This is a genomic window from Donghicola eburneus, assembly GCF_900115865.1.
GTDB classification, from domain to species: Bacteria; Pseudomonadota; Alphaproteobacteria; order Rhodobacterales; family Rhodobacteraceae; genus Donghicola; species Donghicola eburneus.
In genome coordinates, this window is sequence record NZ_FOXY01000024.1 from 1 (window position 1) to 19,502 (window position 19,502).

At 49.0% G+C, this 19,502-nt stretch carries 17 protein-coding genes and 1 pseudogene; 16 read left to right on the forward strand and 2 right to left on the reverse strand.

The window, feature by feature from the left end; genetic code table 11:
• Nucleotides 1-868 precede the first annotated feature (868 nt).
• From BM225_RS20520 to BM225_RS20600, 16 genes are all read left to right on the forward strand, one after another.
• Nucleotides 869-2,983 carry a YjbH domain-containing protein gene (locus BM225_RS20520; RefSeq protein ID WP_092465403.1) on the forward strand — a complete coding sequence of 705 codons (2,115 nt, stop codon included), beginning with the start codon at nt 869-871 and terminating at the stop codon, nt 2,981-2,983.
• The gene (locus BM225_RS20525) at nt 2,980-3,579 is read left to right on the forward strand and encodes a YjbF family lipoprotein (RefSeq protein WP_092465404.1); all 600 of its coding nucleotides are present in this window, start codon (nt 2,980-2,982) and stop codon (nt 3,577-3,579) included. Before BM225_RS20520 ends, BM225_RS20525 begins: the two co-directional genes overlap by 4 nt.
• A gap of 69 nt (nt 3,580-3,648) precedes the next feature.
• Nucleotides 3,649-4,773 (forward strand): polysaccharide biosynthesis/export family protein, encoded by a 1,125-nt coding sequence (locus BM225_RS20530; RefSeq protein WP_092465405.1) that lies wholly within the window; start codon nt 3,649-3,651, stop codon nt 4,771-4,773.
• A gap of 8 nt (nt 4,774-4,781) precedes the next feature.
• Entirely contained in the window at nt 4,782-5,210 is a 429-nt protein-coding gene (locus tag BM225_RS20535; RefSeq protein WP_092465406.1) for a low molecular weight protein-tyrosine-phosphatase, read from the forward strand.
• On the forward strand, nt 5,210-7,468 hold the full coding sequence (locus tag BM225_RS20540) for a polysaccharide biosynthesis tyrosine autokinase (protein ID WP_092465407.1): 2,259 nt from the start codon (nt 5,210-5,212) through the stop codon (nt 7,466-7,468). Before BM225_RS20535 ends, BM225_RS20540 begins: the two co-directional genes overlap by 1 nt.
• 371 nt (nt 7,469-7,839) lie before the next feature.
• Nucleotides 7,840-8,982, forward strand: a complete 1,143-nt coding sequence (locus tag BM225_RS21725) for a hypothetical protein (RefSeq protein ID WP_143095434.1) — start codon at nt 7,840-7,842, stop codon at nt 8,980-8,982.
• The gene (locus BM225_RS20550; protein WP_092465409.1) at nt 8,982-10,142 is read left to right on the forward strand and encodes a glycosyltransferase family 4 protein; all 1,161 of its coding nucleotides are present in this window, start codon (nt 8,982-8,984) and stop codon (nt 10,140-10,142) included. Before BM225_RS21725 ends, BM225_RS20550 begins: the two co-directional genes overlap by 1 nt.
• A 180-nt stretch (nt 10,143-10,322) precedes the next feature.
• Nucleotides 10,323-10,898, forward strand: coding sequence for a hypothetical protein (locus tag BM225_RS20555; protein WP_092465410.1), 576 nt, complete (start codon nt 10,323-10,325; stop codon nt 10,896-10,898).
• A gap of 36 nt (nt 10,899-10,934) precedes the next feature.
• Nucleotides 10,935-12,212 carry a lipopolysaccharide biosynthesis protein gene (locus BM225_RS20560; RefSeq protein WP_092465411.1) on the forward strand — a complete coding sequence of 426 codons (1,278 nt, stop codon included), beginning with the start codon at nt 10,935-10,937 and terminating at the stop codon, nt 12,210-12,212.
• The gene (locus BM225_RS20565; protein WP_092465412.1) at nt 12,213-12,770 is read left to right on the forward strand and encodes a serine O-acetyltransferase; all 558 of its coding nucleotides are present in this window, start codon (nt 12,213-12,215) and stop codon (nt 12,768-12,770) included. It begins immediately after the preceding gene.
• 297 nt (nt 12,771-13,067) lie between these two features.
• Nucleotides 13,068-13,712: a hypothetical protein gene (locus BM225_RS20570; protein ID WP_092465413.1), complete on the forward strand. Its 645-nt coding sequence runs from the start codon at nt 13,068-13,070 to the stop codon at nt 13,710-13,712.
• A 610-nt stretch (nt 13,713-14,322) separates the two neighbouring features.
• Nucleotides 14,323-14,763 (forward strand): PssD/Cps14F family polysaccharide biosynthesis glycosyltransferase, encoded by a 441-nt coding sequence (gene pssD, locus BM225_RS22455; protein ID WP_092465415.1) that lies wholly within the window; start codon nt 14,323-14,325, stop codon nt 14,761-14,763.
• 159 nt (nt 14,764-14,922) lie between these two features.
• On the forward strand, nt 14,923-15,417 hold the full coding sequence (locus BM225_RS20585) for a glycosyltransferase (protein ID WP_092465416.1): 495 nt from the start codon (nt 14,923-14,925) through the stop codon (nt 15,415-15,417).
• Nucleotides 15,414-16,553, forward strand: coding sequence for a glycosyltransferase (locus BM225_RS20590; protein WP_092465417.1), 1,140 nt, complete (start codon nt 15,414-15,416; stop codon nt 16,551-16,553). The genes BM225_RS20585 and BM225_RS20590 overlap by 4 nt, the downstream gene beginning before the upstream one ends.
• 9 nt (nt 16,554-16,562) lie before the next feature.
• On the forward strand, nt 16,563-17,735 hold the full coding sequence (locus BM225_RS20595) for a glycosyltransferase family protein (protein ID WP_092465418.1): 1,173 nt from the start codon (nt 16,563-16,565) through the stop codon (nt 17,733-17,735).
• A 91-nt stretch (nt 17,736-17,826) separates the two neighbouring features.
• Nucleotides 17,827-18,540 (forward strand): glycosyltransferase family protein, encoded by a 714-nt coding sequence (locus tag BM225_RS20600; RefSeq protein WP_092465419.1) that lies wholly within the window; start codon nt 17,827-17,829, stop codon nt 18,538-18,540.
• A gap of 181 nt (nt 18,541-18,721) precedes the next feature.
• Here the strand turns inward: BM225_RS20600 and BM225_RS20605 are convergent.
• Together BM225_RS20605 and BM225_RS20610 are read right to left on the reverse strand one after the other, a co-directional pair.
• Nucleotides 18,722-19,060: pseudogene (locus BM225_RS20605) on the reverse strand (IS66 family transposase); the annotation flags it as partial.
• 226 nt (nt 19,061-19,286) lie between these two features.
• On the reverse strand, nt 19,287-19,502 hold a 216-nt coding region (locus BM225_RS20610; RefSeq protein ID WP_143095413.1), incomplete at its 5' end, for a transposase domain-containing protein.

A 19,502-nucleotide genomic window follows, 5' to 3' on the forward strand; every position in this document is an offset into this window, starting at 1 on the left:
AACCTCGACGGTGGGGAAGTTGCTTAAACATGACATAAGCCATGCCTTAAGCCTAATTCCTCAATGCGCTAAGACGGCCCTCGCCGAAGGCGTACGGTCGTCCGCTGGATGCCCTTGTTGATTCCATCATAGATCCCCCGTCGGGTTTGCTTTCCAAGCTGACGTTCGGGGTCTCGAACTGCTTTATTACATCGAGAGTGCCGTCTTTGGAGCCGCCATCCTAAATGACGTGCTCGACGTTGGGGTAATCTTGCTCAGCAACGCTCTGTAACGCGTTCACAATCGTGCCTTCGCGGTTGAAGACTGCCGTTACAACAGAAATTTTTTGCAAAGTGTGTCTCTAGAATATGGTCAGAAGGATATATTTCGGTATATCACACCGCGAAGTGAACAGCACTGCCAAGTTGGATATGTCAGTAGAATTATTTTAGTTGCGCCTACTTTTTCTGCTCGGTGTTTTGGACGCGGTTCTACGCAGGTGCATTGTTTGTTGATGGTCTTTGGTTTTCAACGAATGATAGCAAGCTGCGCTTGATTTTGCGTACTAGTGCAGATGACTGAGAGATGTTCGGCTCGCAGAAGGTGGCAAAGCTTTAAATGAGGTCGTGCGCCCCTGAACGGTTCACCTTCTGGGTGTTCGGACTGGCCAGCCCGAACGGATTTTGTTAACGCGTGACTGAGGTCGAGTGTTTTGTGACCTTGGGTGCAAAGCTGTATTTTGTGAATGGTTAGATGAATTTAAGCCACACTATAAATGTAAATTATAGTTAATTGTTGACCCTTGCTCAAGCTGAGGAAAATCTAGGATCAAAAAACCATTAGAGATATCTATGCACAGATATCTCCGAGGCAGAATGCAGAGGCGAGTATGAAGTCAGTTGTGTCGTTGCTTGCGGCCGGGTTTATCTCGGTTGCCTCCTCCGCTTTGAGTCAAAGCGGAGATACTCTTTTTGTCACTCATAACAGCTATGGAGCGCCAGGTATCATCGAGATGCCAGTAGCCAAGATATTTCCGGATGCACGTCTCTCCTTCGGCCTATCCCACTTTACTGCGGAGAATCGAAATCTCATCAATTTTCAGTTTCATCCGAGGGTGAACTTGGGCTTCAGATATTCGCGATTGCGCGATTTCGGAGGCGGCACCGATCTCTATGATCGGAGCTTTAGCATACAGTTGTTATTAAAAAAAGAGTCGGAGTTTGCTCCCGCTCTTGCGTTGGGCGTAAATGATGCGCTGGGGACTGGTATTACGGCATCTGAGTACTTGGTAGCAACAAAATCACTTTTTGATTCCCTGAGCTTAAGCGCAGGAATCGGTTTCGGACGCATTTCTGGGCGCTCTAACTTTAAGAATCCCCTTGGGGTCCTAGACGATAAATTTAATAGGCGACCTCAAAGGGACTATAGTCTGGAAGATGATCAAGGGGGCACTGTCCAGTTTGGCCAGCTATTTCGCGGAGATGGAGCGTTCTTTGGTGGTATTGAATGGCGACCACGGCCGGATTTAGTTTTGATGGCTGAGTATTCTCCTGACGTCTATCCCAGGACCGAAGGAAAGGTATTCAACCAAAAAACACCCTATAACTTTGGCCTCAAATACGTCGGGAAGCAAAATTACGAGCTGTCTGCGTATTACCTGTATGGTTCAGAAATAGGCGTGATGGCGACGACTTATCTTAACCCGAAAGAGCCGACCTTCGGTCCCGGCCTCGACCCTGCTCCGCCCGCAGTTGCGCCTGCGGAGGCTCTATCTGCACAAGCTTTGGGTTGGTCTTCGCCGCGTGACGTTTCCTCGGGCACATCGGCATTGCAGGCTGCTTTGGAGCAACAAAACCTCAGCTTGAAGCGGTTCAACATCTCGCAGGACACTGCCTATGTAGAAGTTGTGCGCAGCGGGTATTCACGTCCTGCTCAAGTCATCGGGCGCACGGCGCGGGTCATGACTCGAACACTTCCGCCCGAGATTAAGAGGTTTTCTATCACGCCAGTGTCGTCTGGTGTGAAAGGCGCTGAAGTCGTGATGATGCGCGAAATGCTTGAGGCAAATGAGAACCACTTTGATGGAAGCTGGCAAAGCTATCTCGCGGCTGACTTCCAAGAGCCGGACCTTAATACGCAAGCGCCAGTTTTGCCGAGCTCCTTGGATCGAGAGCTCAGCGTAACGCCCTATATAAAGTCATCGTACTTTGACCCTGATGATCCGTACCGTGGAGATGTCGGCGTACAGGTGCGCGGGACATATGAGTTTTTCGAAGGAAGCTACGTTCAAGGTATCATGCGTCAGCGCGTCGCTGGTACCCTGTCCGAGTCAACCCGAGAGTCAGATTCGGTTTTGCCGCGCGTCCGCAGTGAAATGAACAGATACGACAAGAATGGCGATCTGCTCCTCACTGAGCTTACCTACAATCATCGCTATCAAGCGGCTCCTAGTGTTTTCACGCGAGCAACCATCGGCTATCTGGAGCCTGCGTTCGCCGGCATCTCGACGGAAGTGCTTTGGAAGCCTTATGACAAGCGCTACGGCGTCGGTCTCGAAATGAATTATGTGAAGCAGCGTGATTTCGACCAGCATTTCGGCCTTAGGGACTATGATGTCGCAAGCGGACATGTGTCGTTGTATTACGAATTAGGGAGCGGGTACCACGCTCAGGTTGACGTCGGGCGCTATTTGGCAGGGGATAAAGGCGGTACTCTGTCGCTCGCCAGAGAGTTCGAAAATGGCTGGCGGATCGGCGCATTTGCAACGCTAACCGATGTGTCGTTCGAGGACTTCGGTGAAGGCTCATTCGATAAAGGTTTTCAAGTCACCATCCCGACGAACTTGGTATCTGGTGAGCCAACCTCTAATCGATACTCAACAACGCTGCGGCCGATTATGCGGGACGGCGGCGCGCGGGTGAATGTTTCCGGGCGCTTGTACGACGCTGTACGAGAGCTTCAGAAGCCTGAGTTGGCAGATAGCTGGGGGCGTTTCTGGAAATGAGGCTTTTTGCGGTCGGTATTGCCTTGACAGCTCTCGCAGCGTGCGGCGCCAAGGAAGAGATGCCAAATCTGCGTGGGCAGCTTGCGCCACAGGTTGTGGCCCAACTGCCCGTTCGCGTGATGCTCGTCGAACTTCCACAGGCGGAATCGGCTGCTCTGACAGGTATTGATACCGTCAACGGAGACTTGGTCACTTGGCGTTCTCTTGAAGACCAAGCCCTCACACTCGAAAACGGCGTCGTTGTTTCAACGCGTGGGTTGGCCTTTGACCTTATGGGCAGCAACGTTGGCTTGGTGCCAAGCGAGTTTTTTAGGCAGAATGAGTATCAGACAAAAGCGGTGCGCTCATTTTCGTTTCTGGACGGGGAAAACAAGCTTAGTACCGTGAGCTATGAGTGTCTCTATGAGATAAATCCTGCTGAAATTGTGCCCAGATTGAACGGAAGAGCCGAACTTTCATCTGTGAGCGAGACCTGCATCAGGCCGGGACGAGACATCGAAAACCGCTACTATTTTGACCAAACTAGCCACCAAGTAACCTCGCGGCAATGGTTGGGAGACACTTTGGGTTACGCAATGGTGGAGTTTGTGAACTAGCCAAAGGAATGTGTTTCGTGCTAGCTGACTATCAATTTTGCAGAACTTTAGACATTTGGGAATCGTGTTGTGTTTCAGAAACAATGTAAGCCTTTCCGAGGTCAACTGAACGTTGCTCGGCGTGCAGTACTTTTGGGCGCGGGCGCTGCTGTGCTGACTGCATGCGCTCCACAAACCACATTTCCAATTACCGAAGCTGGTCAGAAGAACCTAGTCGATCGCGACATTCGAGTTATCAAAGTAACCAGAGACAATGTCGCTCGTCTGACCGCCGAATACGTTGCTCCCGACGCCGCTATCGGTAACCCGCCGAGAGATAGCTCACGCTACACCTATCGCGTTGGAGTAGGTGACGGCCTTGATATCCGCATCTGGACGGGGCCGGAGCGTAGTTCTGCACAAGGGTCCTTGGTGCCGCCGAGGCCGATCGTCGTGGAGGAAACAGGTAAGTTTTTCTATCCTTATGTCGGTGACGTTCCTGCGGCTGGACGTTCGGTTGCAGAGATCCGCGAATATCTGACGCAGGCGCTTTCCGAGTACATTGCGATGCCGCAGGTTGAAGTGAGTGTCGCAGATTTCGTTTCACGTCGGGTAACTCTCACCGGAGAGGTTACTCAGCAGGGTGAGACGATCTTGACAAACAATCCCCTCCGTCTGCTCAGTTTGGTGAACACCGCGGTGCCGACAGACGAGGCGGACCTCTCAGCGGTTACGATCTCAAGGGCAGGGCGAAAGTACACCGTAAACCTTGAGGCGTTCATCACGCGCGGCATCGGCGCAAACCCCATTCTCTTGCCAAACGATATCGTGACAGTCCCGCGTCTGGACGGTCAGAGTATTTACGTGTTCGGCGAGGTTCCCACCCGTGAAGTACCTATAAAGGTCGGTGAGACAAACGTGACTTCAGTCTTGGCGCAATCTGGTGGATTGGACAAGCTTCGCGCTGACACGCGTGGAGTTTTTGTATTCCGGCGTTCTGGCCCCGTGGCTGGAGGATACGATGTTTATCAGATCGATCTACAAAACGCAGATACTTACTTGATCGCATCTCAGATGGCCGTGCTGCCGCAAGATATCCTCTACGTTACGAGCGACCCCATCACTCGTGTTACCGACAATATTACGAAAGTGCTTTCGCCAGTCACTGGTGTCACACGCGCAGCTTCAGCTGGTCGCGCATTGGCTACTGAGTAAGTAAGGTCATGATCTTAACGGTTTGCACAGGTAATATTTGCCGATCACCGATCGCCGCGTTTGCTCTTGCGTCTCACTTACCAGACGCTGATTTTGATTCTGCTGGTCTAGGGGCACTTGTCGGCAATGATGTCGATCCGAAAACCCGGAAGGCCGCTGAGATGCAGGGATTAGAAGTTCCCGTGCATTCAGCACAGCAGTGTACTCAAGAGTTGGTGCTTGGAGCAAAAGCTATTCTTGTTATGGAAAATCATCATCGGCGCGACATAATGCGGCGCTGGCCTTTCGCCTCTGGAAAGACATTTCTACTTGGTCACTTTGAAGATCAGAAAAAAATTCCTGACCCATACAGGATGGGTGTCGCCGCACACATGCACTCGGTATCGCTCATACTCGAGAGTGCGAAGATTTGGGCGCAAAAACTAAAGGACGTTTGATGCAGTACTCGAAAGGCAACGCTGTGCAGGAGAACGACGTGCAACATGAAGTCGACCTCATCTCTATCCTGCATCAGCTGCTTGCGAAGAAATGGTTTATTCTAGGGTGTGCTTGTGTCTTTGCTGCCGTGGCCTTAATCTATGCCCAGACTGCTCGAGATGAATACACGGCATCTTCAGTCGTTCAGATTGAGAAGCGCGCTTCCAATATTGCTCTACCGAGTGAATTAATTGGTGAGCTACTGGCAGGTGTCGATCAAGAATCGGAGCTGCAGACCGAATTCCACGTCATTAAGTCGCGCCTGACATTGGGAGAAGTCGTTCGAGCGCTGGATCTGAATGTAACCGTGACGCCGGTCGGCCCACCGTTTATTCAAGACTTTTTTTATCGCTATTCCTACCTCTTACAAGATTTTGATTTTCTTGCTACGGTGCGCGAACGGATACCCAGTCGATATGCATATACTCATGAAGTTGTTGATCTTGCAGATTTTGAGAATCTCAGCTCTTTCGAAACGCTTGAACTGCTCATAACAGCGGAAGATCAAGGTCGCTACTTAGTCAGTTACACTGATCCGATCACCGGAGTTATGACACAAGATCGTGGAACTGTTGGCGTAGAACTTGTAATTGAAGGTCTGGCCAGAATATTTGTGGAAGAAATTCGAGCGCGACCAGGCGCGCAGTTTGAGGTGACGTTTGTACCGGTTCGCTTTGCTGCGGCGCGGCTCGCAAAAAACTTGAACATTTCTGAGCGTGGAGGTCGTTCAGGGACAGGAATCGTAGACTTTTCCGTCACTGCTTACGATCCGGAAGCTTCAATTTCGATTGTGAATGCGGTTGTTCGCGAGTATCAGCGGCAATCTCTGAATCGGCGCTCCGCAGAGGTCGATCAAAGCATTGGATTTATCGAAGAGCAACTTCCTATTGCTGACGCAAACCTTCAATCTGCGCTGCAAGCATTCAACTCTTACATCGATTCATCGGGAGCATACGCAAGCCTTTCAGCGACGACGCAAGATGTCTTGGCCCGCATTGTAGAGTTGGAAACAAAGCTGGAGGAAATCGGCTTTCAGAAGTCACAATTGGCGACACAGGTCACGGAAAGCCATCCGGACTTTCAAAGGTTAGTGGCTCAGGAGCAAGAGTTCGAACAGCGCCTTCTATCCTTGCGTGGAGAATTGGACTCAGTCCCTGAAACTGAGCAGCAGTTGGCTCAGCTCACAAAGAATGTGCAGGCTGCCAGAGAGCTTAAAGAACAACTTCTTCTGAGATTGGACCAGTTGCGTATCGTTAAGGCAAGCGCAGTGGGCACCATTCGCGTTCTGGAGACTGCTGAAGATGCGCTCTTGAGTGGCCCGAACCGTATGAATCCCATCGCACTAGCGATTGTGTTGGGTGTGTTTTCTGCCTGCTGCGTAGTCCTCCTCCGAAACGCGCTAAAACACGGCATTGAAGATGAGCGCGAGATTGAGAAGCTAGGCTTGTCCGTTTTTGCTACAATCCCACTCGTTGAGGGGCTTCGAAAGTCAAATGCAAATGACAAGAACTATACCTTAGCAATCTCCCAGCCTGAAAATTTGGCAACTGAATCTTTGCGTGCCTTACGTACCGGTCTTCATTTTAGCCTAGCAGCGAATAATGCGAAGGCGATCGCAATCACATCGGCAGCGCCGAACGAAGGTAAGTCATTCATATCATTAAATTTGGCAATCATAGCGGCACAAGCCGGCTCCAAAGTTCTTTTGATCGACAGTGATTTGCGTCGTGGCGAACTTCATAAGCCATTCGGCTTATCGCGAAAGACGCCTGGCTTAGCAAATTTTCTGGCTGGAGGGGGAGATGTTGGAAAATTTATACATCATTCAGCTCGGTTTGATCTAGACTTCATCCCAACAGGTGGCTACCCGCCCAACCCATCAGAGTTGCTATCGACAATAAACTTCCAAACGTTAATTTCTGCTTCAGAGACAGAGTACGATCTTATTATTTTCGATTGCGCACCAATTCTTGCTGTTACGGATCCAGCAATTGTGGCGGGCTCTGGCATTTCTAGTTTTCTCGCTATTTCACATCTTCGAACAACTACTGCAGAAATCGAAGCATCAGTTAAGGTGTTGGAAACTGTAAATGCTTCATTTTCTGGCGTTATTTTGAACTCTTATGATCAAAATCGAAGTCGTTATGGTTCATATTCTACGAGATATGGTTACTATCGAGGCAGTTATCGCTACCAATACGGTGTGAAAAAAAACTAGTATCTTCTCTGTTGACCTGCAGTCGTGCGTGAGCGTAGTCGAGACCCAGTCGGCTGTTATGGCCTCCGTCGCTCATAGCAAAACGTCTCAAGCTTCTGCTTTTTCGATCGGGGGAAATGCTTCAAAGCGCCGATGGCATATGAATTTGCCGCTAGCCGAAGGTAGATGACATCTCATTTGTATAGAGCAACGCAACAAGGGTCTCTTCATGCCAGGAACTGTAGTTCAGAAGATTACACTCTAAGGATCTAAATGTTGCATAATACATTCAGCCAGAGTTTCAGACACCTCCTCTCAAATATTCACAAATTTCGACTCGGACAGGGGATTGGCCGTTGACAATAAGCGGGCTAAATCGGTGGATTACAGCGATGCTCGCTGGCACGGCTTTAAATGCGAGCATTACTAATCTAAGCTACTTTACCGGTGGCGGGAACACTTTGCCATTACAACTTTTTCTTGGCCTCGCATCACTATTCCTGCTGTTCCGCATTAGATCTATCTCGATTGGAATAGTTTGCTTTTCTCTGGCCGTGTTATTGATTATTGCTCTTTATAACTTTTCCAATCCGACATCGCTCATCACAAACCCATGCATTCCGCTACTCTTCCTGATGTCAGCCTTCGCGGGTGCACGGCTGCATGCCCGCAATCAAGAAGCAATTGACCGGACTGCTGTAGTCTTTTTGACCTTGCAACTCGTTTTCCATGTTTTTTACAATTCCAGCTTTTCTGCAGCTGACACATTGACCGGAAGATCAAAGGGGTTTGGCTCCGGTACGACTTATTCGCTGATGGCCGCTATAATGCTTATTTACCTCTCGTTAATGCTAACTCAAGGACGGCTCCATCGATTTACGTTTTGCACGCTCGCGATAGTGCCGATTTGGACCATATTTTTGACGCAATCACGGGGCGCTTTCCTGTCTTTAGTGATTATTCTAATTGTGAAGAACCTGTTAGGTGTGCGGTCTTTCTTTAAGCTGTTCGCCGCGGCTACCCTCATGGCGTGCATCATCGCCATAAGCCCAGATATTTTAACCAAAGTTCCGCTTTTTGATCGGCTCCAAATAAGCAGTAACTCTGACCTCGAAGCCTTTTCCAGTGGCCGAATTCAAACTCAAAGGGTAATTATGGGATGGATTTCTTCTGAGCCCAGCTTTTTATCGTTGCTTCTGGGTGCTGAAGGATTGAACGGCGTGAAGCGCCTCACCAGCCAAGGATTAGAATTCCCCCATTTAGATCTTCTATATCTACTCTATGATACGGGTCTCTTAGGTGTAGGTCTATACATAGTTATGATGCTGCTGCTTCTGATCAGGACGCGCTTCGACAGCTACATGCTACTTTTCTTTCTTTCCGCACTTCACACTAACATGGTTTTGTCGCCCACATTCCTGATACTGTCGATCGTCTTGCATCATGTAAGTAAAAAAAAATTGAAAAATACAGGCGCAAAAATCGAACATTCACATAAATCACCCGTCGATCATTCCTGGAGCCTTGTTACCTGATGACATCCAAGCAAAAGCCAATCCTAGTTTTGGTCTATCAGACCAATCCATTTGTAGAGGGACAGGGTGGTGGCGTCCGCTATGTCAAGCAATTAGCTTTAGCCATTGAGGGCAAAGGCGGTCGCCTCTTCTTCTTCGGCGCCGGGGGTAAAGCGGAGACACGCGGCAATATCCGCTACATCCCTGTCGCTAACAGTACTGACAATACGCTCGTCTTTATGTTAAAATGCTTGTGGGCACGTTGGCGTTACATTGGAGCGCAAGATGCCGTGGTCCATGTTCATCGCTTATATTTTGCAATGCCGTTTCTCGGACGTTCGATCAAGTGCATCGCTACGCTGCATGGTCGAACTTTCACCGTATTCCCTGAGCGATTTGGTTTGTCTCTCTCGCGTATAGTTTTTCCTTTTTTCAAATTTATTGAGGGATGGCTGCTGTCTCGTGTCGACCAGATAGTTGCAGTCAGTGCTGACGTGCAAGAACAGTTTCAAACACGCCATGGCGCCAGAATGCGTTCACGAAAGATTAGTATTATACCATCGATGGTTGACCTCTCGGCGTTCGGACCGAAGGAGAGTCACTATTTTACCGAACTTATGGACAACAAGCCTGTTTGTTTGTTTATTGGCCGCTTGGCCTCGGTTAAAAACCTCCCTCTTCTCTTGGACACTTGGAAAATTGTGATACAGCACAAACCTGACACTCGTCTTGTAATTGCGGGAGACGGTGAGTTGCGTGAACAACTTCAGCAGACAATCGAGCAAATGGGCCTCTCAGAAAGTGTTGCCATGCTAGGCCAAGTCTCGCCGTCTTCTATAGTTGACGCGATTTCAGATGCTAAGGTCCTGCTCCTTACATCGCATCACGAAGCATCGCCAACAGTTGTAAAAGAAGCTTTGTCATGTGGCATCCCGGTTGTGAGCACTCCTGTCGGCGATGTGGCAAGTGTAATCGATGATGGGCGGACAGGCAGAATTGTTGCGCCAGAGGCAGAAAAATTCGCAGAGGCTATAATGGATGTTTTAGGATGGGACACTCAAAAATCAGAAATCGCATCAGCAGCTCGGCCTGTTCTTGCGAGTTGCGCCCCAGAACATGTGGCCGACGCGTATATTGCAATCTACAATCAACTAGGATTCGAGATAAAATCCGATCAATAGGTAAAAACCGTGAAGTACACATTCATAAATCGCCTCACTGCACGTGAAACCAGCAGGTTAAGATTCGGGTATTCCCGCGCCTTACGCGCAAGCCGGACGCGATATCCTTGTGCGGTTTTCGTTTGGATACCCAAATCTGCGGGTACGTCGGTTTATCAATGGCTCGAAGATGCCATTAATATGGTAAAATTCATCAATCCCCACGAGCTAGCGCGTTTTCCGAACTTTGGTCGAGTAACCTTCGGTCATGTTCATTACGGCGCTCTACTGAACAAAGGGATTGTTTCCAACGAATTCGACAAGCAAGCTTATAAGTTCTGCATTGTTCGCAACCCCTACGCCCGCGCCTTTTCGCTATACTCCTATCTTTCTGCACCGCCCATATCGTTGTTCGAAGGTAGTTTCTTGGACTTCATTTTAAGTGTTCGCGAAGGGTGCGAGCCAGTGGGACCCTACAATTCTAAAGGGTTATCCATAGCAAATCCTCAATCGGACTGGGTTTTCGACGAAGAAGGGCGGAGGCTGGTTAACGATGTTTTCTCCATAAACGATCTTTCTGGATTGGAAGATAGTATTCGCACGCGCTTCGCAGTGAAGAAAGACGTGACGCTAAAGCACCTAAACAAAAGTACGAAAAACAAGAGCCTATATCGCGCTCTTCTGGAACATGATGAAATAGTACCGATGATTGACGAAATCTATGCTCGAGATTTTACCGAATTCGGCTTCCAAACTGGCGTGGCGGAAAAAAGCTAGGCCTATCGAAATCGCTTATGGCTCAGAAAGCTGATCATGGTAATCATTACTCCAAAGCGCGTCGCCACCAGCCCGATTGTCGTATCGTTACTGGTGCGCGGTATGGCGATTGCTCTCAAATCTGTGCAGCTCATAGTGTTAATGCGCCTTTATGGCTCCGAGTTGTATGGGGTATTTTCGATTGCGTTAGGCGTCTTTGGACTCACTATGGTTTTCGCGCAATTCGGGCTAGACCATTTCGTACAACGTGAAGCAGCATCCAGTGACCGTAAAAGCTACGCTAACCTTGTGCGGATCGGGTGGTTCTTGGCGCTGCCCGGTTTAGCAGCTGCACTGATCGCACAATCGTTTGTCTGGCATTTCTATTCCAGAGACGTCGCCTTGGTCTTCACCGTTCTAGTCGTTGCGGCGCCAATTTATGCGATTAGTTGGAACCACATATTCGTCCTTCGAGGATCCGGCCGGGTGCAATTTTCGCTTTTCTTGTTTGAAATCGTCAATCCATTAGTTTTAATTTTGGCAGCCTTTCTTTTTCGCGGAGAAGCGCTTGGCCTAGCTTTCTCTTTTCTCTTTGCATCAGTTATTACGCTGATCCTCACGACAATTTACGTAAGCAAGCCTCCAACGGACGTAATTGAGGGTACGGGATGGATCGGCTCTCCCACAAAAAGTGTTGTTGAAGCCCGTTCCTTTTACGCTACCTCAGTCCTTCAAGCGGTACAGTCGCTGGCAGATGGGCTTGTCGTCGGCTTTTTCCTGCGACCCTTTGACGCCGCTCTCTACGCTATAATCACGCGAATGTCAGGCTTGGTTCTCATGCCAATCGCAATACTCAGCATCTATATGAAGAACCTCGTTGCAAGGCTTCGCGGGCAGCCTTTAATTGAAATTTGGCGTCAAATGAGAACCTTTGCTTTCACTAGTGTGTCGGTGTCGGCAACCTTATGGATCATTTTGATTGCACTGCTGCCATTTATCGGTACAATTTTTGACACAAAGTTCCCATCCGAGGCGAAGTGGACGTATTTGGTGGTTGTTACAACCAGAGCTTTGCAGGGTTCAGCGACTTCTTTGAATAGCGCTTTACTTATGAGTGGCCGAGAGAGGTTTATCACGCGAATACATATGGTTCTTTTGCCACCGTACTTGTATCTGTTGTGTGTCTTCGCAAAGTCTCATGGTTTGCTCGGCGTAGGCTTGTCTCTTCTAGGCTACGCAGGCGCCAATATCGCCGCAACAATTTGCGTATTTATGGCAAATGTGAAAAACCAACCGACGTCGGAACTTTTGCAAAAGGCAGATAATCTAAAATAAATGAAAAAATCTATTGAACAAATCCAGTATCTCGGGATGGATCTTAAACGTTGTTGGGGGAACCGTGAACCATTCCCAGGTGCTTTCTTGCTTTCACCTTTTTTATGGCTGACTTCCTGGTCGCTTATCTATTATCGGATTTCCAGGTCAATGCTTCTATTGCCTTTGCCTTTACGCATTTTTTTTGGGCCACTGCGCCACTTAATCAAACGATTTGGTCAACTTTTGACGGGCACTGATATTTCTGAACGCGCTAACATTGGCCCGAGGTTCTTTATTGCTCATAATGGTACACTTGTTATCGGCGGACATACGAAGGCCGGAAGCGGTTTTTTCGTCCGTCAAGGTGTTACATGTGGTGGCGATGGTGTTGGGGGCGGCCACCCTACATTCGGCGACAATGTAGTTCTCGGAGCGAATGCAGTCGTGGTGGGGAAAATCACTGTCGGATCCAATGTTATGATTGGGGCAAACAGCACGGTAACACGAGATGTGCCAAGCAACGTCGTGGCAGCCGGAGTGCCAGCACGCATTGTTAAAAAGTTGGACGGAATGTAAAATTAATTTGGACTTTTAAATCGCCGCACGAAACACACCGAACGTCCCTAAGCTGCGAAATTCATTTCTAAGAAACAGAAACGCAAGTGCACCATCTAACTTTACCACAACAGCCCTTATACTTTAAGGTTGGTTGATGTTTGATTTTCAGGTAAGTGAAAACTGAACCTCTTTCGCAATGATGGTCATAGCTACATCGAGTATGTAGGCTGACAGCCAAATAGCCAATTGGGAAATATTGAGATCAATGTGTGTTGCCTGGCCATTTTATTGTGAGGCGAAACGGGAAAAATAACAATGGCAAAAAACAAGTATCGAAGCGAAAATAGGCTTATCAATCTCCCTGTGGTTACAGTCTTGTCATATTTTGTCTTTCAGGGAATGCGTTATATGACTTTGGGGGAGCGATTCTTTAAAATTAGCATTACGATTACTTTAGCGTTATTCATGAACTTTTGCGGCCTGGACATTATTTCAGCACTCATTATCGGGCATGCGATTAATTTTTTGTCTAATGGGCAGCTGCCAGTAATGATGCGCTATGTGTTATCTGACGTTGGGCTTACCAGCGAAAAAGTGCAGTTAGCATTGAGAAAGATGCAGGCGACGGCGCAGCACTATGGTATAGTCGAAATATTGATTTACGGTAGCTTCAGTCGACACGTGATGAAGTCTAGTTCGGATCTCGATCTGCGCTTCAAGCATCGACGGGGCTTCGTGCAATCTCTTCGGGCATATTGCTATGCGACTTATATTCGGTTATGGGCAAACCTCAATTTCATACCAATTGATGTGTATTGCTTTACAGAGAATGAATTTTTAGATAGAATGAGAGAAGATGAAGTCCCTGCGTTGCTATTTTCGTCGCCAGAAATGCTGAAAAAATACCCTGACGCGCAAGAGCCAATTTCTGCGCTCGAGAAGAACAGATCCCTCCGATGAAAATTGTTTTTAGCGGACCCGACGGAAGCGGGAAGTCCTCTATTGTCGCTGCACTGTCGAGAGAATTGGACGAAGGACAGTTAGTGCACATTAGTTGGCGCAGATTCGGTTTCGTTCTGGCGCGCGCGTTCAACTTATTTGGCCGAATGCTAGGCTTCAGCTACTATGAGCAAACCCCCATAGGCCCGCTAGGCTACCATAATTATAAGGCTCCGTGGTCATATATTTATATTTGTTTCGCCTGGTTTGACTGCATGGTTTTCATTTTACCTAAATGGTGGGTCGTTGATCGCTTTAAAACGCAATATGTCACCATAATCGATCGATTTCTCTTTGATATCGTAGCTGACCTAATCCTCTCAACAAAGCAAACTCGATTTGTTCTTTGGATGTTTCATGCTAGCCTCAAGTCTCATCAAGCTCGGCACGTATGTGTTTTTTTGATCTGCTCTCAAAAAGTTGTTGAGGAGCGGAGGCCGGATATCGTTTGGGATAAATCTTATTCTGAAAAGGTGAGAATATATACTCTTTTGCGGCGGCTATATTCTGTCCACGGGGTGCACACTGATCGGATGCCGCCAAATGAAACTGCGAGAAGGGTCCTCAAGCTATGCGTATAATCGGTATATCTTCGGGCGGAGGTCACTTGACTGAACTTCTAACTATTGTTCGGTTCCTGCCAGCCCCATATGCCGTTATAACGGAAACTGACGCGGCTGAACGCAACATTGTTAGTGATTTTGCATTTATACCAATCAGGGATCCTCACAGGTCAATTTTTGGGTTTATTAGGAATTTAGGCCAAGCATACTATTATGCGCGTCACTTAAAACCAGACGTAGTAATTTCTACAGGAGCGGGAATGAGTGTGCCATTTTTTTTGTTGTCAAAAGCGTTAGGCTCAGTATGCATATTTGTGGAGACAGGAGCTCGTATCTCTACTCCATCTATGACAGGTCGGATCCTCTATCCATTCAGTTCTCTTTTTATTGTCCAGAATGAAACCTTGCTCCCCTTCTATCCCAAGGCGATTGTGGCGAGTATACTGTGACCCTTTGACGGATTACGCGCCGTAAAATATATTATGTTGTTGCACTTAATATGCAGCGTTCAAACGTAAAGATGCTAGAGACGCTATGCTTCCCCTGCCACTTCGGTCGCGTCCGACCGTTACATCCTAACTTTTCTTATGTAATTCGGAAATTGCACTATGCTTCTCGCGCTTTTCGGCACTAATCCGTACCCGTTTGAGAGGCTCGTAGTGTTCCTAGAAAGAATGGCTCTGGAAAAGGGCTATGAGATTGTGGTTCAACATGGATCTTCCCGTCCGCCTGTGGGGTGTCACTGTTTTGATTATACTTCCCATAATAGAATTATTGAGCTGATGGAAAAGGCCGATGCTGTCGTGGCGCAGGGCGGTTATGGAAGTAGCCTTGACGCATTGGCCATGGGTCGTCCTTTGGTTCTGGTGCCTAGGTTGAGGGAAATGTCGGAATCCCTTGATGATCAGGATGAACTAGTGAAGCAGCTCACTACCAGTGGTAGGGCTTTAAGCGCCCGAACCTATCCTGAATTTGCTTCGGCAATTGAGCAGGCGCTATCCACTCAGCGCCAGGTGTCTGCAGATCAGGAACAGTCATTTGGCCGAGCCGTTGCACAGGCAATTCTCGACTTCTTAGAGAAAAATGAAAGGCCTCCAAAATGAGCAATGGCATTCGCGTGTCACATGTCATCTGGGGATATCTCGGTGGGGGTGTGGACAGTGTTTTGGACAGTTATCTTCAGGCGGATGAATTCTTGCCAGAGCGTGTGTGTTCGCATGTGGTGATCGTGCGACCGTTGGCTATGGGGACGCAAAAGACACCAAAGACGGGCACAGCATTTGATATCGTGCCTCTAGGAAGGTCGCATCTGTTTCGCGCTGCGCGCGAGACCGCTCAGCTCATTAAGGAGAACGAGTCTGATGTTGTTTTTTTGAACGGATTCAACGCAACCATACTCGGCTTCCTCCTGCGCAGGCTGTTGCCATCCAATATGCCCATCCTGTCAACTTATCACGGCACATATTTCCCGCGCACAATAATTGAGCGCGTCAAGGCCTATATATTCGATCGTCTCGAAAGACGTTTTATAAAACGTCACGCTTCTGCCGTCATAGCGGTATCACAACACAGCGCTGCGGTGCTGAAGGACAAAGGGGTTCCAGAGGAGAAATTAAGGGTGTTGCACAACGGTATATCACCTGACGTACGGTTGATCACACCGAAAACACACAGTGTGGCTCGCGGTCACTTAGATAGCGTGAAGATCATCACAGTTTCGCGTCTGAATGAGGCAAAGGGGATCGACGTTCTGCTGCATGCGTTTTCAGGAGTAGCACAAAAATATTCTAAGGTAGAGTTAGAGATTGTTGGAAGCGGAGAACTCGAAGATGAACTGAAATCGCTCGCGGTTTCTCTTGGCGTTTCAGATCGCGTTCATTTTCTCGGAAACCGGAAAGATATTGCAGACCTTCTTTACACAGCTGACATTTTCGCCATGACATCAAGACAAGAGAACCATTCGGTCGCGATATTGGAAGCGATGCGCGCGGGCTTGCCACTTGTAGTAACAGACGTGGGAGGCAACTCAGAATCTATTCAACACGGTCAAGAAGGATTTTTGGTAGCAGATTTAGACAATACGGCAGCAGAAGAGCGGATCTGCGAATTGATATGCTCACCTGATTTGCGTGCGCGGATGGGACATTCTGCGCGTAAACGTTTCGAAACAAATTTTCAGTCAGGCACCATGATAGAAAACCTTCATGGAATAATCTCTGAATTCGTGGATAAAAAGTGATCACAAAGCATGGCAAGGATTCTCATAGTCAGCTTCGGATTGACATCGCGCAACACGCGCTTAATGCCATGGCGCACGGTGTTGGAGGTTGCAGCAGGACTGCGTGCCAGAGGGCATGAAGTAGTGGTTTTATCGATTGCGGACATCGGTAGACCCATGGAGCACGAAGTGGAACGCGGCACAATCACGATACGGCGCGAAGACATTCGCGTCATGCGGAAGACCCTTCTCAGATTGCTAGGTGAAACCATCTTCGACGCAATGTTCATTCCAGTAAGCTGGTCGCACAATCGGATGATGCGGGAATTGATGAAGGGCATTGGTGGCGTCCGGATCGGCTATCTGCCCGGCAGCGTCTTCGAACTAAGACATCTACTCCGCGCCATCAGGAAAATGCCGCTTAATAGTCTGCTTCCCTATATCGTCCAAGCGGTGTTCCCCAAAAGTTTAGTTCGGCGCGCTCTCGACGCTCTCGGCGTGCAGGCAGTCATAGCCAATTCGGACTACTCTCGTAACAAATTGGCCCACTATATCACGCAGCCAGTAGTAACTATTGCCCCTGGCCGGGATCCGCTACATGCCTCTTCTCGAGGTGAGGAACAACTTGCCCACGAGCTATTTGCCAAACCGCCCTTCTTCCTGTTCATGGGCCCTCCTCTTCCCATTCGCGGAGCATTCATTCTACTTGACGCGTATCTCAAAATCGCCGACAGACCAAGTGTGCCTCCACTGCTGTGTTTGTTCAGGTCTGACGCGCATCTGGACATTGAAACAATCAAGGCCGATGTTGAGCGGCGTTGGTCGCACAACAAGCTGGCCTTTGTGTGGTCATCTCTAGATCCAGTGGCGCTGCAAACGCATATCGACAACGCCGTAGCGATTGCGATGCCGTTTTTGGTGGTACCATCCGAAATTCCGCTGGCGGTCTATGAAGCAGCTGGAATGGGCAAAACTGTCATCACGACGAAACCACACGGGACCGGCGATTTTGTTGACAAGTTTGGCGAAACTGTCCCTGTTGGGGACTCGGACAGTTTGGCCGATGCCCTGTTGCGCACGATCGAAAGCGGGCCATCCACATTGAACTCAAAGGCCATTGCAGCATACCAGAGCCTTGAAGAATGGCCAACGATCGCGCGGCGCTGGGAGGCTCTTGCTATAAATTTAGGGATGCCGGAGTGATCCCTATCCACTGCTGCCCATAGCGATTTACCGTTTCTATCCCATCGGTGAAAGGCAAGCGGTCAGGAACGTCTTTCCATATCGAGAAAACATGAAGACCTACATTTCAATCGTATCACATGGGCATCAGCAGATGCTGTTAGAAAACAGTTTACTCGCAGCATTCGGCGATTTCCGCATTTTTGTGCGTGAGAACATACCTGAGAGCGATCGCCGGGTGCCAGACGATGTCAGCTATACCCTTAATCTCCGCAGAGCCGGGTTTGGAAGCAACCATAACAAGACCTTCGAAACTGTTCAGCCGGATCCAGAAGATTGGTTTGTAATTTGTAATCCCGACATCATAGCAACGCCCGAGCAGGTGCGTCAGTTGTTGTATCAGGCGGAAGCTGAGGGCTTCGAGTTCGCTGCGCCTATGCTATGGAACAATAAAACTGACCGATTTGATCATAATGTCAGACCCAGGGTGCAGCTCTTGAGTTTGATGCTATCATTTATCGGAATCTCTGGGCCAAGCCGCTACACAGCAGACCAACTTGAGAAACTTCAAACTTCGGATTGGGCGTCCGGCGCTTTTCTAGCGATAAAAGCCGGACTTTTTAGAAAACTCGGCGGCTTCGATGAACGTTATTTTATGTATATGGAAGACGTCGACCTTTGCAAACGCGCTGAGGCACTCGGTGTTCGCGTCCGGTATTTCGGGAATGTGCGAATGATACACAATGCGGCGCGAGATAATAGAAAATTTTTTAGTCGTAGTTTCCTCCACCATCTCCGTAGCGCGCTGCGATTCTTTTTATTTTGAGAGCAGAGAACCGAAGCATTACCCTGGTTGGGTGCATTGACTTCTGCTGCGCGTCGCATTCCACTCCTTCGCAAATGGAGGTATGAAATGAGGCGTCTCTCCTCTGGCCAACCGAAAGGCAAAAATTCTAATATCTTCAAACACAACTCGAAGGTAAGCGGCGTCTGCACGCCACGGGAATTCAGCTTGCGGGCTTGAAGTTCCAGGGCAGCAATTCGTCGATGCGGCTTGTCGGGTGGCCAGCGGTGATCGCTTCGAGGGTTGCCTTGAGGTAGGCAAAGGGTTCGACATTGTTGACCTTCGCGGTCGCGATGAGAGAGGCGATGCGGCCGCAAGCCCGGGCGCCTTCATCATGGCCTGCAAACAATACGTTTTTCCTTGTGAGAGCAATCGGACGAATGAGGTTTTCGACAGCGTTGGAGTCGATCTCGACCCGGCCATCGGACAGGAAAGTTTTTAGACCGTCCCACTGGCGGTGGATGTAAGTCAGCTTTTCCCCCAGCCGCGACTTGGCTGTAACGGCTCCATTGGGACCGCCCGCCTGTATTGGGGCTAATGGCTTAGGCTATGTCATTAGTCGGCTTTGAACAACCTCCAAGGGTAAGCGCCGCCTGATCACCCACCGAGTTTCGGCTTGACCACACTTGGGTTGGTCGCATGCGCTCAGCCGATAAGCTTCGCGTCTTTCATGCGTTTGATTGTGTCAGCAACGCTGGTCAGGGGTATGCATCCGGCGTAGGCCACGGTCAGGCAGCGTTGACGGCATCCTGTTGTTTCTTCCAATGCCACGGCAGCAATTCTGGGAGACGCGAGACGGGCAAGTCCGGCAGCCGGGCGAGAACATCAGCCAACCAAGCCTGTGGATCAATGTCGTTCATCTTTGCCGAGACGATGAGAGTGTACATGAAGGCCGCCCTGTCTCCGCCGCGCTCGGATCCAGCAAAGAGCCATGACTTTCTGCC